The 16,917-nt window shown below is 36.0% G+C and carries 18 protein-coding genes, 2 riboswitches and 1 other annotated feature; of the genes, 2 read left to right on the top strand and 16 right to left on the bottom strand.

Annotated features, from left to right (window positions below; genetic code table 11):
- Window positions 1-23 precede the first annotated feature (23 nt).
- The 12 genes from NST14_RS07590 to NST14_RS07535 all read right to left on the bottom strand — a co-directional run bounded on the left by NST14_RS07590 (window position 24) and on the right by NST14_RS07535 (window position 11,089).
- Window positions 24-1,379 carry a sodium-dependent transporter gene (locus tag NST14_RS07590; RefSeq protein ID WP_000665448.1) on the bottom strand — a complete coding sequence of 452 codons (1,356 nt, stop codon included), beginning with the start codon at window positions 1,377-1,379 and terminating at the stop codon, window positions 24-26.
- Between the two features lie 111 nt (window positions 1,380-1,490).
- Window positions 1,491-1,739 (bottom strand) — a binding site (T-box leader).
- Between the two features lie 61 nt (window positions 1,740-1,800).
- Window positions 1,801-2,418 (bottom strand): NAD(P)-binding protein, encoded by a 618-nt coding sequence (locus tag NST14_RS07585; RefSeq protein ID WP_000283342.1) that lies wholly within the window; start codon window positions 2,416-2,418, stop codon window positions 1,801-1,803.
- The gene (locus NST14_RS07580; protein WP_000644366.1) at window positions 2,393-3,148 is read right to left on the bottom strand and encodes a sirohydrochlorin chelatase; all 756 of its coding nucleotides are present in this window, start codon (window positions 3,146-3,148) and stop codon (window positions 2,393-2,395) included. Before NST14_RS07580 ends, NST14_RS07585 begins: the two co-directional genes overlap by 26 nt.
- 1 nt (window position 3,149) lies before the next feature.
- The gene (cobA, locus tag NST14_RS07575) at window positions 3,150-3,926 is read right to left on the bottom strand and encodes a uroporphyrinogen-III C-methyltransferase (protein ID WP_000521270.1); all 777 of its coding nucleotides are present in this window, start codon (window positions 3,924-3,926) and stop codon (window positions 3,150-3,152) included.
- Window positions 3,927-4,012: 86 nt separating this feature from the next.
- The gene (locus NST14_RS07570) at window positions 4,013-4,213 is read right to left on the bottom strand and encodes a DUF3906 family protein (protein ID WP_000366909.1); all 201 of its coding nucleotides are present in this window, start codon (window positions 4,211-4,213) and stop codon (window positions 4,013-4,015) included.
- Window positions 4,214-4,223: 10 nt separating this feature from the next.
- Entirely contained in the window at window positions 4,224-5,846 is a 1,623-nt protein-coding gene (locus NST14_RS07565) for a nitrite/sulfite reductase (protein WP_000119628.1), read from the bottom strand.
- A gap of 11 nt (window positions 5,847-5,857) precedes the next feature.
- Window positions 5,858-6,451, bottom strand: coding sequence for an adenylyl-sulfate kinase (gene cysC / locus NST14_RS07560; RefSeq protein WP_000380508.1), 594 nt, complete (start codon window positions 6,449-6,451; stop codon window positions 5,858-5,860).
- Window positions 6,452-6,463: 12 nt separating this feature from the next.
- Entirely contained in the window at window positions 6,464-7,600 is a 1,137-nt protein-coding gene (gene sat, locus NST14_RS07555; protein ID WP_000108788.1) for a sulfate adenylyltransferase, read from the bottom strand.
- Between the two features lie 38 nt (window positions 7,601-7,638).
- A complete protein-coding gene (gene cysH, locus NST14_RS07550; RefSeq protein WP_000958982.1) occupies window positions 7,639-8,343 on the bottom strand; it encodes a phosphoadenylyl-sulfate reductase in 705 nt (234 codons plus the stop codon).
- An 86-nt stretch (window positions 8,344-8,429) separates the two neighbouring features.
- Window positions 8,430-8,573: a YezD family protein gene (locus NST14_RS07545; RefSeq protein ID WP_000116161.1), complete on the bottom strand. Its 144-nt coding sequence runs from the start codon at window positions 8,571-8,573 to the stop codon at window positions 8,430-8,432.
- Window positions 8,574-8,645: 72 nt separating this feature from the next.
- Window positions 8,646-8,754, bottom strand: a riboswitch (SAM riboswitch).
- Window positions 8,755-8,871: 117 nt separating this feature from the next.
- Window positions 8,872-10,188 carry a diaminopimelate decarboxylase gene (gene lysA, locus NST14_RS07540; RefSeq protein WP_000280637.1) on the bottom strand — a complete coding sequence of 439 codons (1,317 nt, stop codon included), beginning with the start codon at window positions 10,186-10,188 and terminating at the stop codon, window positions 8,872-8,874.
- A 180-nt stretch (window positions 10,189-10,368) separates the two neighbouring features.
- Window positions 10,369-10,550, bottom strand: a riboswitch (Lysine riboswitch).
- An 89-nt stretch (window positions 10,551-10,639) separates the two neighbouring features.
- On the bottom strand, window positions 10,640-11,089 hold the full coding sequence (locus NST14_RS07535; RefSeq protein WP_002163720.1) for a DUF3888 domain-containing protein: 450 nt from the start codon (window positions 11,087-11,089) through the stop codon (window positions 10,640-10,642).
- Window positions 11,090-11,289: 200 nt separating this feature from the next.
- Between NST14_RS07535 and NST14_RS07530 the strand changes: the two genes are divergently transcribed.
- Complete coding sequence (locus tag NST14_RS07530) at window positions 11,290-13,176, top strand: LTA synthase family protein (protein ID WP_000941734.1); 1,887 nt, start codon at window positions 11,290-11,292, stop codon at window positions 13,174-13,176.
- A 294-nt stretch (window positions 13,177-13,470) separates the two neighbouring features.
- Entirely contained in the window at window positions 13,471-14,172 is a 702-nt protein-coding gene (gene pssA / locus NST14_RS07525; RefSeq protein WP_000285422.1) for a CDP-diacylglycerol--serine O-phosphatidyltransferase, read from the top strand.
- A 32-nt stretch (window positions 14,173-14,204) separates the two neighbouring features.
- On the opposite strand, the gene NST14_RS07520 is transcribed toward pssA, so the two are convergent.
- The 4 genes from NST14_RS07520 to hisE form a co-directional block, all read right to left on the bottom strand.
- A complete protein-coding gene (locus NST14_RS07520; RefSeq protein WP_001062823.1) occupies window positions 14,205-15,176 on the bottom strand; it encodes an NAD(P)-dependent oxidoreductase in 972 nt (323 codons plus the stop codon).
- A gap of 145 nt (window positions 15,177-15,321) precedes the next feature.
- On the bottom strand, window positions 15,322-15,489 hold the full coding sequence (locus tag NST14_RS07515) for a YozQ family protein (protein WP_000043572.1): 168 nt from the start codon (window positions 15,487-15,489) through the stop codon (window positions 15,322-15,324).
- Window positions 15,490-15,556: 67 nt separating this feature from the next.
- Window positions 15,557-16,573 carry a histidinol phosphate phosphatase domain-containing protein gene (locus NST14_RS07510; protein ID WP_000861820.1) on the bottom strand — a complete coding sequence of 339 codons (1,017 nt, stop codon included), beginning with the start codon at window positions 16,571-16,573 and terminating at the stop codon, window positions 15,557-15,559.
- Between the two features lie 11 nt (window positions 16,574-16,584).
- Window positions 16,585-16,908 (bottom strand): phosphoribosyl-ATP diphosphatase, encoded by a 324-nt coding sequence (gene hisE / locus NST14_RS07505; protein ID WP_000786132.1) that lies wholly within the window; start codon window positions 16,906-16,908, stop codon window positions 16,585-16,587.
- Window positions 16,909-16,917: the final 9 nt, after the last annotated feature.

The following is a 16,917-nucleotide window of genomic DNA, read 5'->3' as shown; positions in this document are numbered from 1 at the left end:
ACGGAGAAATCTCCGTCTTTTTATTATGCAAACATTTTAAATACACCTATCACATTTAAAAATACAATAATTACAGTTACTGGAATAACATAACGAAGTAAGAAGAACCAAATATTAAATAATGTTTTCCCTTTCGTTTCCGTAACTTCTAATTCTTTCATTAACATTTCTTTACTCATTTTATTTGGTACGAATAGCGAAATAGCTAGTACCCCTAACGGCAGCAATACGTTACTTACTGAGAAGTCGACTAAGTCAAAGAATGTTTTCCCAAATATTTTCACATCACTCATAATACCAAACGATAACGCTGACGGAATTCCAACCGCAAAAATTAGAATACCAATTAATAATGATGCTGACGGACGCTTTTTCTCATTATCTTTCGCAACAGATGCTACTACAATTTCAAGCATGGAAATCGCAGATGTTAGCGTTGCAAAGAAGAATAACACCAAAAACATAATGAAGAAAAATTGTCCAAATGGTATTTTCGCAAATACCGCTGGAAGGACGATAAATAGTAACCCCGGTCCTTCAGTCGGCTTAACACCTAATGCGAAAATCGCTGGAAAAATCGCTAATCCTGCAAGTACTGTAATAAAAACAGTTAAACTTACAATAGATGTTGCTGATTTTGCTAAATGTTCTTCTTTCTTCAAATAAGAACTATACGTGACCATTACCGAGGCCCCAACTGTTAGCGAGAAGAATGATTGTCCCATCGCGTATAAAATCGTATCTGCTGTCAGCTTTGAAAAATCTGGTTTTAAGAAGAACTCTACCCCAGCAAAAGCACCATCCAGTGTTAACGCACGAACAATAATTGCAATAAACAAAATAAATAATAGCGGCATCATATACTTACTTGCTTTTTCTATCCCTTTCTCTACACCTTTACTTACAACAAAAATCGTACAAAGCATAAAGACAAATTGCGCTCCAATCGCGCTTACTGGATTTGAAATCGTCTCACCGAATAATTGCCCATAATCAGTCACTCCATTCCAGAAACTTCCTGTCACACTATAGTATAAGTAAAGTAAAATCCATCCACCTACAACACTATAAAAAGATAGTACACTAAAACAAGTAACAACTCCCATACGACCAATCCAAGGATATAACTTGCTATTTGGCACCAATACTTTATACGCTGTAACTGCCTCTTTTTGCGTACTACGTCCAATAACAAATTCAGCTAAAAGGAGTGGCATACCTATAAATAAAGTTAATAGTAAAAATACAAGGAAGAATGCGCCTCCCCCGCCATTACCTGCAACATATGGAAATTTCCATATTGCACCAAGACCTACTGCGGCTCCGGCTGCTGCGAGTACAAAGCCTATTTTCGACGTCCATTGCTGTGTTTCTTTCATCATAAATTCCCCTTTTCTGAATATTTAAACTTTTATCAATTATACACTTTCATTTCATACTCGCACACCTCCTTTAGAAAATAAAAAAGTCCCCTACACGCAAATATGCATGTAGAGGACGATATATGTAATGTTAATACCGTGGTACCACCTCAATTGGATTGATAAATCCCACTTGTTCAAGTACAGGAAAAACTCCGATACTCTATCCTTTTAACGGCGGAACCCGGGTTGCCTACTACAATGTTCAACATACCTCTCGCAAGCCCATTCTGTATATCTTATCGTACCGGGCTCACACCTTACCCCAGCTCTCTGAACGTATCAAATATACATACTCTTCTTGCTCATCGATTTCATCTATTGAAGTTACTTGTGATTATAAATTATATTTTTATAGTTGTAAAGTACAATTTACTCATTATCCTATATGAACTCTTCTCTCTAATTCTTGTAAAAAAAATTCTCTTTTTTGTTCATTTTGAACATATATCGACTTCAATACCTCTTGCAACAATATATTTTTCTCTCTTTTCTCTATTTGTAATTCTTTCACCTTTATTCTAACTTCGTATAAAAAATCAAGATACGATTCATACGTCTCATCATATTTATTTGCGATATCATCTCGAATTTTTTTTGCAAGTTTTGGGCTCGCTCCGCCAGTAGAAACAGCCACATTCAGTAATCCACGATGAATCGCTGCCGGAAAATGAACATTACCACTTTCCGGATTCGTAATAACATTTACTAATTGATTCTCTGCGACATCTTCAGCAATTTGTTCATTCAATACAGCATCACTACTCGCTGCAACAACTAAAAAGGCGTCTTTAATATCACTTTTTTCATACTCCCTTTGATACCAACGAATTTTCTTTTCTTCTACAAGTTTCACTAAATTTGCATCCAATTCAGGACTTACCACGACTATATCTGCACCTTGTTTGAGTAAAGGAATAATTTTGAATCCCGCGACTTTCCCTCCACCAATGACAACAACACGTTTCTTCTCAACTCGCACTGTAAGTGGATACATATTGATCTCCCTTCAATAATTTCTTCGTTTTCTGAATTAACATATACTGAAACGCTTCATTCTTCCCTAAATATGGACTTATTTTTATCTCATCTAGCTCATATTGGCGTACTTCTTTTTCAATATGCTTCATAAGCAAACCTGTAAATAACAAGTAAGGCAGTACAACGATATTCTTTTCTTTTCGTTCTACAACTTCCTTTAACTTCTCCTCAAATTTCGGCTCGGCAGCTGCTAAATAACAAACTTCTACTTTTTTAATTTTCTCTTCCGTTTGAAATAAAGAAGCGATCCAGTTTATATCTTTTAGTACTTCAGGATCACTGCTCCCTCTTGCAACGAGAAGTAACGTCACTTCATTCTTATCTTCCTGTTCAATGCCACTTCCGCTATACACCGATTTAACAAGTGTTTCTGATACACCAAACGGATTACCATAGGTCACTTTAACATTCAAAAATTGATTAGTTAACTTTTCCAATTCAAACGGAATATCTTTTTTCACATGACCTGCCGCTAATAAAAAAACTGGAATAACAATAATCTCTGTAGCACCACGCTTCACACATGTACGGAAGCCTTCATCAATAGTTGGACTCGCTAACTCTAAAAAACAAATTTCTTGAATACTTGCCTCTACACGGTTCATACATGACGTAATAAATGCAACCGCTTCTTCTTTCGCTGCTTTCAAGCGACTTCCATGACATATATATAAGATGGCTTTCATTTTATAACACTCCACTTACTTGATACGTACTTTCTGTCTGTTTCTCAAACCAATGAATTTTTTCTCTAAAACGGACGACTTCTCCAATTACAATCATGCTTGGATTTTGGATTTGTTCTTTTTTCGCAACATCTACAATTGTTCCTAACGTCCCAACAACTGTGCGCTGCATAGATGTCGTTCCCCGCTCAATAATAGCAGCAGGCGTACTTTTATCTTTTCCATGCTTTATCAGTTGCTCACATATGTAGGGTAAATTGCTAACCCCCATATATACAGCTAAAGTCTCTACACCTTTCGCTAAATTTTCCCACTTCACTTCCTCTTCAGCATCTTCTTTTCTATGCCCTGTCACAATAGCAAAACTTGCACTTGCATCACGATGTGTCACTGGGATACCCGCATAAGCAGGTGCAGCTATTCCAGCTGAAATACCAGGAACAATTTCAAACGGTACACCTTGCTTTGCTAACGCTTCGGCCTCTTCTCCCCCTCTACCAAATACAAATGGATCCCCACCTTTTAGCCTCGTTACAATTTTTCCTTTTTTCGCATATTTGATAAGAAACGTGTTAATTGTCTCTTGCTTCATCGTGTGATAATTTGGTAGTTTTCCGCAATAAATTAAATCCGCTTCAGGCTTTGCATAAGAAAGCAATTCTTTATTCACGAGACGGTCGTATAAAATAACATCTGCTTTCTCAATGCATTTCAATCCTTTTACAGTAATTAAATCTGGATCACCAGGGCCCGCTCCAACGATATATACTTTTCCCATCATCTCTCCTCATTTCTACTATTAAAGTGAAACTTCCATCCTTATATAGGAATGGAAGTTTTCATTTCTTCATATTTCAATGTTCCTTACTCATGAATAACAAAGGCTGCGCTTTTTCGAATCTTCTTTTTTTCAAATAAAGCAATCTCCTTTACTTCTGGTAACGGTAAAAAATGTTTTTCAAGTTCAATCTCCGCCATCTTAAATGCCTTTTCTTCACTTTCAGCAACAACAACAATTGGAACAATACTATTCTCTAATACAGCTTCAAATCGATATAAATCCATATTGTCCCTCCTAAGACGCTATTACTTCTTCTAACACGTTATTTAACGCTGTTTGTAATGTCTCTACACCAACACGGCCTACAAAATCATAAAACGTTTCAGCTGGTAATTTATTTTCTTTGAAATAACTTATAAATGATGCGAGTACATCAGGTAGATCCTCGCCATCTATTTTTCCTTTTAACTTTTGATTATAAGCACCACCATCTAACAACGTTCCACCTACATATATTTCAAAGGCTTCAACAATTCCTTTTTCCTTCGTTTTCATTTTTACACCTTGTAATCCAATGTCAGCAATTTGACGTTGACCACATGAATTCGGGCATCCTACCATATGAATACGAATCGGAACATCGAGTGCAATTTGCGTATCTAAGTATTCGGCAATTTTTCGTAATCTTTCTTTCGTTTCTACTAAAGCAAGATTGCAATATTCAATACCAGTACAAGAAACCGCGTGACCAATAAACGATTTCGGATTTGCTGATATCGCTTCAAACAACGGCTCATTTAGCAAGCCAGTTACATTTTCTGGCGGAACATTCGGAATAATGAAGTTTTGTGAATTACATGTACGAATTTGTCCATTTCCATATTGTTTAGCAATTCTTGCAATCTCAAACATTTCTTCTGCATGTAGGCGTCCTACCGGCACATTAAAACCTACATATTTTAGTCCCTCTTGTTTTTGGTCTTGGACACCATAAAAGTATCCCGCATTCCAGCCTTTAAGAGCACTTTCTCCTTTACTTTGTAATGGTCCTGTATATTCTATTAGTTTCTCTTTAAACTTCTCTGCTCCCCAGTCTGCAACAAGAAATTTCAAACGAGCTAAATGACGTTTTTCACGATATCCAAAATCACGGAATATCGTAGCAATTGCAATCGCTACCGCCTTCACTTCTTCTGGCAAAACGAATACATCTAATTCATCAGCTAAATATGGACGAGCCGATAACCCACCGCCTACTTTTATATGAAAACCAACTTTTTTCTCACCATCTATTTCTTTCGTAGCAGGTGTAAATGCAACACAGTTAATCTCTGCGTTTGCTGCGTTATAAATGTTAGAACTAATAGACATTTTAAATTTACGTGGTAAGTTAGAAAACTCTTCATTATGTTGGAAGTAGTCATATACCTCTTTCACAATATGCGTTGTATCAAATAATTCATTTGCATCAATGCCAGCAAGTGGATTTCCCGTAATATTACGCGTTATATCACCACACGCCCCAGCTGAAGATAACCCAACTCTTGCTAACCTTTTAAAAATATCTGGAATTTGATGAATTTCTAACCAATGAAACTGAATCGCCTGTCTTGTCGTAATATCGATTACGTCACGTCCATAATCCTCAGCGATAGAAGCAAGCACTTCTGCCTGTGCATTCGTAATAATTCCAGAAGGAATATTTACGCGCATCATAAAATAACCCGCTTCTTTCGGTCTTTGTAAATACAACCCTGCCCATTTGAATGCGTCCCACTCTTCTTTCGGAATAGATTCGAAGCCATTCTCTGCATAGTAAGGAATATCATCAAAGATTTCCAATCCATCTTTTTTTAATTTATTTTTCTCAGTTTGATTTAATTTTTCATTGTTAGCCCATACTTTTTCATAACTCATTTTTTATCCCCCTATATAAAACTACGCTCTTGTAAGTATTTCACGATTTGTTCTGCACATTCTTCAATAGAATACTTGTGCGTTTGTACAATTAATTCCGCTTTCTCTGGTTCCTCATACGGTGAATCGATACCTGTAAAGTCTTTAATATCACCTTTTCTTGCTTTTTTATAAAGCCCTTTCGGATCACGTTTCTCACACTCTTCAATTGGACATTTTACAAACACTTCTATAAATTCATCTGCAGCTAATAGATCTCTAACTTGTTTTCGGTCTACTCGAAACGGTGAAATAAACGCTGTAAGAACAACAGTCCCTTGATCTACAAATAACTTCGCCACTTCGCCAATCCGTCTTATATTTTCCATACGATCACTTTCAGAAAAGCCTAAGTCTTTATTTAAACCGTGGCGTATATTATCTCCATCTAGTACATAGTTTCCAATATTCTTTTCAAATAGTTTACGAGCAACCGCGTTTGCTACTGTAGATTTACCCGACGCTGATAAACCAGTAAACCAAATTACAAAACTATGATGCCCATTCTTCACTCTTCTCTCATCTTTTGAAACAGAAGCTGTATGCCAAGTAATATTCGTATCCATTTCATTCTCTCCCTATTCTGTTACTACTTCTTTTTTCAAACCTTTAATTAGTACCTCTACTACCTCTTTACGACTAAATGTACTTGGAGGAATCTCACCGTTTCTTAATAGTTCTCTTACTTTCGTACCCGATAAAATAACATGATCTTCTTTTCCGTGCGGGCATGTTTTTGTCGAAGCCATCGCTTCACATTTCGTACAGTAAAAACTATGTTCAAAAAATAATGGTGTAATCCCTAACTCTTCCACTGTAAAGTTTGTAAAAATTTCTTGTGCTTCATAAGTTCCGTAATAATCTCCTACCCCAGCATGATCGCGCCCTACAATAAAGTGGGTACATCCAAAATTCTTTCTAACTAACGCATGGAATATTGCTTCCCTCGGTCCTGCGTAACGCATTGCCGCAGGAAATACACTTAAAAAGACACGATCTTTCGGATAATAGTTTTGAAGTAATACTTCATAGCTTTCCATCCTTACATCAGCTGGAATATCATCCGACTTCGTTTCCCCAACGAGTGGATTTAAAAAGAGTCCATCTACAATTTCAAGAGCAGATTTTTGAATGTATTCATGGGCACGATGCACCGGGTTCCTCGTTTGAAATCCTACTACTGTTTTCCAACCACGTTTTTTAAATTCTTCTCTCGTTTCAATTGGGTCTAAATGATAAGAAGGAAACGGATTATTTTCAAAGCGTTTCGTAAGAACAATAGCCCCACCGACATAAACATTCGGTCGTTCATATAATTTTTTCACTCCCGGATGAGCCTCATCCGTCGTTTTATATACTAGTAACGCTTCTTTTTCCTTATCAGGCACAAAAATATCTTCTATTTGAATGACACCATATACGTTTCCACCGTTAACAAGTTTTACTTCCTCTCCAACTTTTAGCGTCTCTGCTACTTCTTCTGTTACTGGTAATGTAATTGGTATACTCCAAACGCTCCCATTAGCTAAACGAAGCGTTTCTACAACCGAATCATAATCTTTCTTTCCTAAAAAACCAGTAAGCGGGCTATATCCCCCTGTTGCTAATAGTTCTAAATCACTTAACGCAATGTTATCTAGCCCAATTTCTTTTTCAATTTGTAATACGTCATATGTCTCGTCTACACGGTTTACTAATTCGTTTACTGTACTCATGTTCTATATCCCCTCTTAGTTTTATTTCAAGATTCATCTTATTGATAATGAAGACCACATTCAGTTTTCACTTTCCCAGCCCATCTACCATCTCTTGAATCGCCACCCTCTCCTACAGGCAACGTACACTTCTCACACCCAATACTTGGATATCCAATATCATGTAATGGGTTATACGGCAAGCTATGCTTGTATACATATCGCCATACCTCTTTCCACGTCCAATGAATGAGCGGACAAACTTTAATAGATTGAAAGCGATGATCTTGATTTATAAACTTTGTATGCTTACGCGTTTCTGATTGTTCCCTCCTCAACCCCGAGATCCACGCTTTTTCATTCGCTAATGATTCTTCTAACGGTAAAATTTTCCTAATCTTACAACAAAGATTAGGATTGCTTTCCCATAGCTTGTTACCATGCAAGTTAGCTTGTTCATCAAGTGTAAGTTTTGGCTGTTTTTCTATAATATTTAATGAAGGAAATCGTTCCCGCACTTTTTGAATTAATTCATACGTTTCTTGAAAATGAACATTTGTATCCAAAAATACAACTTTAGCAGATGGATTTACTTGGTTAATAAGATGCAGTAGTACCATCCCTTCCACTCCGAAGCTACATGCGTATACAATTTCACTTTTATATTCTTTATAAGCCCAACTCAATACAGATAACGCGCCTTTTGTTTCATCTTCTTCTGAAAATAAAACATCATTTTCTTCCCACGTTTCATACGTCAACATGTTTTTTCCCCCTGTAAAAGCAAAAAGGCGGTTTTAACCTAATGAAATAGGTTAAAACCGCCTCTAGTTTTTCTAGTCAGCGCTTTTTACTTTAAACGTACTTTTTCACTTTTCTCTAATTGAATGACTTTTCCATCTTGCACAACAATTGTAATTGAACCATATTTCATATCAGCAAGCATCGCTTCAATTTTCTCAGATACTTCCTCAAAATGTTCCCGTACGCTCACGCGAACAGCCCCCCTTTTTATTCATAAAAAAAATCTTTCCCATTTCGAAAAGACTGTTCGGTAATATATTTTACCTTATCTTTCAAAATGGATTCCATTTTGCTGGATTTAGCACCTTGCTTTCTATAAGCAGGTTGCCGAGCTTCGCCGGGCCAGTTCCCTCCGCTTCTCTTGATAAGCTTTGTATTTGTATTTTATCATAATTCTGATTTTTTTCAATCCTAGTTTTCCGATATATTTTAATTATTTTATTTTACAAAAAAGGAATTGCCCATCCGAACAACTCCTTTTTCCTCATTTAAACAAGTTCTTTAATACGTATGCGATCGTTCCCAATAATATTTTCATATGTTTCGCGCTCTACAACAATTTGTGATGTACCGCCTTTCACGAAGACGACAGCTGGTCTACGAATCCGATTATAATTATTCGCCATCGAGTACCCGTATGCCCCTGTACAAGAAATCGCTAGTAAATCGGCAGAGGCAACCTTCGGTAAAGTAATATCCCAAATTAACATATCTCCACTCTCACAGCATTTCCCTGCAATCGAAACAACTTCCTCGTTCTCATCATTCCCTCGATTCGCTAACATCGCTTCATAACGAGCGTTATATAAAGCAGGTCTTAAATTATCAGTCATCCCACCATCCACTGATACATATTTCCGAATACCCGGAATGTCCTTCACAGATCCGACTGTATAAAGTGTCGTTCCAGCATCACCTACAATGCTACGGCCTGGTTCAATCCATATTTCTGGCAATGGATAATTACATAACGTAAATTGTTCTCTCACCGCACTTGTTACAGCTCGCACATACGTCTCAAGAGTTAATGGTGTATCGGACTCTGTGTAGCGTATTCCGAATCCTCCCCCTACATTTAGCACTTTTACTACATAGTTTGTTCGCTCTCTCACTGCTTCTAAAAATTGACGAAGAACTTCAATCGCTCGCACAAAGCCAGCCGTTTCAAATATTTGTGATCCGATATGTGAATGAATTCCTAACACGTTATAATTTGATTTTTGTAAAGCAAGCTCAATTGCCTGCATCGCTTGACCATTTGACACGCCAAATCCAAATTTTGAATCATCTTGACCTGTTGTAATATATTCATGTGTGTGCGCCTCTACTCCGGGCGTTACACGAATTAATATGTTCACAAATTTCCCATGTTGCACTGCTAAATCATGCAAAATTTCTAATTCTAAGAAGTTATCTACGACAAAACAACCAATATTCGCCTGAAGAGCCATCACAATTTCTTCATCTGTTTTGTTATTGCCATGAAAATGAATGCGCGATGCAGGAAATCCTGCTTGTAGTGCAGTATATAATTCTCCTCCAGAAACAACATCTAATGACATATTCTCTTCACGAGCTACTCGGCACATCTCCATGCACAAGAACGCCTTGCTTGCATATGCTACTTGATAAGAGAACCCACTTTCTTTAAAAGCACGATGAAACGCGCGGCACTTTCCTCGAATTGACTCTTCATCGTATACATAAAGTGGTGTTCCATATTGTTTTGCTAGCTGCGTCGTGTCGCACCCTCCAATTTCTAAGTGTCCTTGCCCATTGATTCGGCTTGTGCCGTGTAAATACATTTGAATTCCTCCCTTATTTCCTCTAAAACTCATAACCCCAATCTTCTATTCATTGCAGCACGCTTTTAGATAGACAAAAAACGCGCGGAACAATGTTCACACGCGTTTCTTATTAGGAAAAATATATATTGAAAAAATAAACGAGTTGTTATCTCCTCAAAATAAGAAACCGCATCAACATCTCCAAATAGCTCTCCATAAAATAAATCTTATGACAGTACTACATTTATTCAATGCAGTCCCAATATATGAATAAGATGGTTATTCTTATATTTCGGCAATAGTCCCTTTCAACCTATGATCACAGATTCCATTAAATCTCCCATAGCTTACTCTTTCCTATCGCGGCCTCTACCTTTGAGAGTAGATGAGGTAAGTCTATTTAATTTTCAAACATCTAATTGTTGCTATTAACAATACCAAAGGACCATTTTATTTGTCAAACAATTTTTTATATTGCTTTTTTACAGTTTAGTTTCGTATCGTTTGGTAAGCGCTTTACTGAAACCTTTGTCACTTCCCATTCACCTTCTTCGTTATTAAATGTAATCGTTACCTTCTCAAATGGTGGCGCAATTTTCCCTGCAACACGTTCATACTTAGTCACTTCAATACTCGCTTGAAATAAATATGTACCGCTATACACTTTTTTTAAACTAATAATTTTCGGGCATTGATAAGGCTTCAAGCTCCCATATTGTTTTTCGATTGCTTTATTTATTTTCGGAAATAACACAGAATAAAGGGCATCTTCCATAAGAGGTGCATCATACTCTGCTACCGACACACTTGGTGAAGCAAAAAGTATAACACTACTGCATACTATAAAATATAATAATTTTCGCATTATAACCTCCGTATTGTTACACGATTCTTTCCGCGCACGATAATAATCATACATAGACACTCCATTTTATTGTCTCCTACTGCCCTTTTTCTACTCAATTGTTATAAAAAAGTCCACAACTCTCTTTTATTTTCGTATAATGATACTCATAGTATAATAAACATAATAATAAAGGACTGTTCGTATATATAAAATGAGGCGCTAATCAAATAGGCCCACAAGAACCGTCATGCTTTTTAGGAGAGGAGTATATTATGCTACAACGTCTGTTTCCAAAACTGCGATTCGCACTCGTTGCAGTCGTTTTATTATGGATAAAAACATATATTGTGTACAAGCTAGCGTTTGATATTAAAATTGATAATTTCTTTGAAGAATTTATGCTTTTTATGAATCCACTAGCTGCGTTACTTTTATTTTTCGGTTTTGCATTATTTGCATCTAAACACCGAAATCGCATTATAGTTGGAATTAGTTTTATACTGTCATTCATTTTATTTGGAAATGCAATGTTTTATGGGTTTTATAACGATTTCGTTACGTTCCCAGTATTATTTCAAACAAATAATATGGCTGATTTAGGGACGAGTATAAAAGAACTCTTTACGTATAAAACATTACTGTTATTCGCAGATGCGATCATCTTAATGTTTCTTTCGCGTAAATTCCCATCATTTTGCGACAAAACGCCGCTTTCTCGCTCTGAGAAGAGAACTTTCTTTAGCGGTGTAACAGCTCTATTAGCACTACAAATTGTTGTTTCTGTTATTTATAAACCACAAATGTTCTCACGCTCATTCGATCGTCAAACTGTCGTGAAAAATTTAGGTTTATACACATATCATCTATTTGATATTACACTGCAATCAAAATCTTCAGCTGAACGTGTATTTGCAAGTGGGGACGGGTTCTCTGAAATTAAAAACTATACAGACTCAAAAGATAAGCAAGTTGATAAGAACTTATTTGGATCTGCAAAAGGTAAAAATGTCATTTTGATTTCAATGGAATCTACACAAAGTTTTGTTATTAATAAAAAAATAAATGGAAAAGAAATTACTCCATTTTTAAACGAATTTATTAAAGATAGTTTTTATTTCGATAACTTCTATCATCAAACAGGACAAGGTAAAACTTCTGATGCTGAATTTATCGTTGAAAATTCACTTTATCCGTTAGACCGCGGTTCTGTATTCTTTACTCACGCAACAAATGAATATACAGCTACACCCGAACAATTAAAAAAATACGGATATTCTTCTGCTGTCTTCCATTCAAACGATAAAGCGTTTTGGAATCGTGATGTAATGTATCCTGCACTTGGATATGATCGTTACTTTAATTTGAATGATTACGTAGGCACAGAACAAATGTCTGTCGGTTGGGGATTAAAAGATAAAGAGTTCTTTGAACAATCTATTCCAAAGTTAAAATCCTTACCACAGCCGTTCTATACAAAATTCATTACTTTAACAAATCATTTTCCATTTCTTCTAAATCCAGAAGATCAATATGTTGATGAGTTTAATTCGGAAAGTGGCGTTGTAAACCGTTACTTCCCAACCGTTCGTTATACGGATGAAGCTCTTAAACAATTTATTAAACAATTAAAAGCAGAAGGACTGTATGACAACTCTGTTATTGTCATTTACGGAGATCATTACGGTATTTCTGAAAACCATAACGCAGCTATGGCTCAGTTCCTTGGGAAAGACGCTATTACACCATTTGATTCTATGCAATTACAACGCGTCCCTCTCATTATTCATGTACCTGGTCAAGAAGGAAAAGTCATTTCTAAAGTGTCTGGTCAAATTGATATTAAACCAACGCTACTTCATTTACTTGGTATTAAAACAAATAAATCAGTTGAATTTGGAACTGACTTATTTATTAAAGAAGAAGATCCACTTATGGTAATGCGTGATGGTAGCTTCGTTTCGAAAGATTATGTGTATACAAAAAACATGTGCTATAAACGAAACACAGGTGAAGAAGCAGACATCTCATTATGTCAACCGAATATTGAAAAAGCAAAAACAGAATTGAAACTTTCCGACAAACTCATTTATGGAGATTTGTTACGTTTCGATCCTAACAATCGGTATAAAACTGGAACTATGATAACGAACTTTGAATAATACAAGAAGAGGCTGTCCCAAAAAGTGCTTTTTAGCCAAAATCGAATAAAAAGTGAAGGGCAGAAATGTTAATTTTATAACGTTTCTGCCTTTTCAATTTCATGTGATCTTACTTCGAAAGAGACTTATGAGACAGCCCCTTCTTTTTTCACTTATTTTTCAAATCATTCTGATATGAAATCTTTCACAAATTGGGAATTTCTTTCGTGTGAAGAAGAAATTTATGGTATGATAAAATAAGTAAACTTTCATACACTAATTAAGAATTTATTACAGAAAGCAAGGGATCAGATTTTGTATAGAGCAGCTATTCCAAACTTATTTACACTCGGAAATTTATATAGTGGATTCTTGTCAATCGGCTATGCATCTTTAGGATATTATAAATCAGCTGCTATTTTAGTACTTATCGGGATGATGTTAGATAGTCTTGATGGGCGTGTTGCTCGTTTATTACGTGTTGATTCACAAATGGGAAAAGAGCTTGACTCGCTTGCGGATGTCGTAACATTTGGTGCAGCACCTGCTGTTCTCATGTATTACACATCTTTCTCTAATTATGGAATCATCGGACTATACATAGCGGGGCTATTCCCTCTTTTCGGAGCATATCGTTTAGCACGATTTAATGTAACACCATCTTCTACTTCAATGAAATATTTCACTGGGGTACCGATTACAGCAGCGGGAGGGCTTGTTGCTTTCTTAACATTATTTTCACATACCATTCCAAAAATCGTTCTTATTACAGTATTTGTAACGTTCGCATTTTTAATGGTGAGCCGCATTCGTATCCCAAGTTTAAAAGATGTACCAATTCCACGATATAGCATCATTATTACACTATTTTTAGTGGGCATCATTATCACAATGTACCAAACAGGGTTCGGTAATTTTTCTGTTTTCTTATTCATTGCTATTCCACTATATATTTTGTACATGCTATCTCAATTCCTTAGACAAAGACCATCAAAAAGAGCAAATAAAGAAAAATAAAAAGAAACCTTCCGATTCCGGAAGGTTTTTTTTTATTTTGTAACGAATACTTTTTGATTGACAGGCGTTACAGCTTCTTCGCCATTTAATACAGCTAAAATATTTCTTACCGCCGTTTCGGCCATCGCATCACGCGTTTCGAATGTTGCATTTCCTACGTGAGGAGCAAGTACCACATTCTTTAATCCTTTTAGCTCTTCAGTAATTTTCGGCTCAAATTCAAACACGTCAAGAGCTGCCCCTTCAATTTCATTTGTTTTTAAAGCATGAGCAAGTGCCGCTTCATGCATAATTGGTCCGCGTGAAGCATTTATAATATACGCTGTTTTCTTCATCATTTTGAACTGTTCTTCATCAATCATATGGTGCAATTTCGGATTATACGCACAGTTAATTGTAATAAAGTCTGCTGTTTGTAATAATTCTTCCAATGTTACATATGTTGCTTCCAGTTCACTTTCAGCTTCAGGCTTTCGATTTGGTCCTGTATATAAAACATTCATTCCAAACGCTTTCGCACGCTTTGCAACTGCCTTTCCGATTTCTCCAAGGCCGATAATTCCAATTGTCTTACCATGTACTTCGCGGCCTAAGAAAAATAACGGTGCCCATCCGTTAAATCCAGTTGTACGACATAGCGTATCACCTTCAGGAATTCTACGTGCCGCTGCTAAAAGAAGTGCAAATGTTAGTTCTGCAGTAGCTTCCGTTGATACTTTCGGTGTATTCGTTACCGCAATCCCTTTTTTTTCGGCATATGAGTAATCAATATTATCGTAACCAGCACCGTAGTTTGCAACAATCTTCAAATTAGGTGCCGCATCAATCACTTCTTTTGTCACCTTTGTAGAAAGTAGGCTTAACAATGCATCTTTGTCTTTTACACGCTCTGTTAATTCATCTAAAGAAATTAACTCCTCTTTATCGTACATTTCTACATCATGATCCTTTAATAGTTCTAATCCGATTGCTGGAATTTTCCCTGCTACTAATATTTTTGCCACTACTAACACCTCTTCTATAGAAAATAAGATCTCTCTTATCTTTCATTGTAAGAAATCCACATATAAAAACCAAGGAATTTGATTATAGTTTTGAAAATCGACACTTTTCCACAAAAAAAGAGGAGATGCAAGTCTCCCCCTCTTCTTATGCTTTTTCTTGCGATTGTTTTCCAAGCTTCACATCGATCGTTCCTTCTGCAACTGTATCACTAATTTGTTCCTCAATAACGGATTGAGATGTAGCATTCGTTTCAGAAGTATACGCTTGTTGCTGTGCACCTTGTACATTTTGTTTATTTTGCTGTTTCGACATTTCTTACCCTCCTTTTTATTCTTTCTTATTTTGAACAAAAAGATGGGTTTTCATCAAAAAATCGTGATCATTTTGAAATTGTTACTTCTTCTAGTAATCTCATCGTTCTAACTCGTTTCGTAAATGTAGCTAAGTGAGCAATATCATGATTACGTAACGTCTTTATATTCTCTTCCACATATTTTCCTAAATCATTCGGATAATGAGCATCTGAAGAGAGTGTGATCGGAACTTCGTGTTTAGCTAATACTTGTAAATATAGCGGACTCGGACACATTTCGCGCACAGGATAGCGATAGTACAATCCCGCATTTATTTCCGTTGCTGTATTTGTTTCTACTAATGCACGCGCAATTTTCTTATAATAAGAAAGTTGTTCATTCTCATTTAATCGATAATTAAATACTTTTATGTTGTCAAGATGAGCAATAATATCAAATAACTCAGAACGAACTGCGCACTCAACCGTTTTGAAAAACGTATCATATAAAACATATAAGTCATGTTCCTTAAAATATTCTTTCGTATCTGGATTATCAAATCCCCAGCCATTTAAAAAATGAACAGAACCAATTACATAATCAAAATCTCCTAATGCAAGTAAAGATTGTAATTGTTGTTCACCACCAATAAAATAATCTGCTTCAATTCCAAGTTTAAGCGTAACACCTCTTTTACTCCACCGTTCTTTCGCCTCTTCAATTGCCCTTGTAAAATCATGTAGTGAAGCTACCCTTACTTGGTCTAACCATTCCTTTTGTAAACGTCCAAGCCCCGAATCACTAATATCAACATATGTTTCATAGTATTCTTTCGCTTCATAAAAACGATATAAATGATCGACAATACCAACTTCTTTTATCCCTTTTCGCAAAGCTTCTTCTAAATATAAATCAATCCATTTCATTGTAAATGGCCCTTCATTCACACGTCTTTGCAGGCGTTCTTGTGTTTTCACAAGCCATTCCATAGAATGTTTTTCTTCTTTTAGCGGTTCATAATGTTGTAATGATTCATTTATTTTAGCTAGCCATCCTATTGAATATGGCCCTTCTTCTAAATGAATGTGATAATCCACCTTCATACATATTCCCCCTATAATGTATCTATTTCTCTTCTGTCCCCTACTCTCGAAAGCTTCCCATTTCTTTCTGTCACTTCCTCCATAATATCTTCTAATGATATATTTTTTTCGGCTAATAAAACGAAGCAGTGATACATTACATCAACCATTTCTTTCACTAGCTCTTCGTTATCATTATTTTTGGATGCAATAATTACTTCCGTACATTCCTCACCAATTTTCTTTAAAATTTTATCTTCTCCTTTTGAAAACAAGTAATTTGTATATGATTCAGAAAGTGGATTTCTCTTTCGTTCTTTAATTGTTTCGAATAGTAATGTAAAGGCGTTTTTCATATGTATCCC

Origin of the sequence: Bacillus sp. FSL W8-0519 (assembly GCF_038005585.1) — a bacterium.
Classification (GTDB): Bacteria; Bacillota; Bacilli; order Bacillales; family Bacillaceae_G; genus Bacillus_A; species Bacillus_A paranthracis.
Note: the sequence above shows the minus strand (reverse complement) of the source record. Positions and strands in the feature narration are given on the sequence as shown.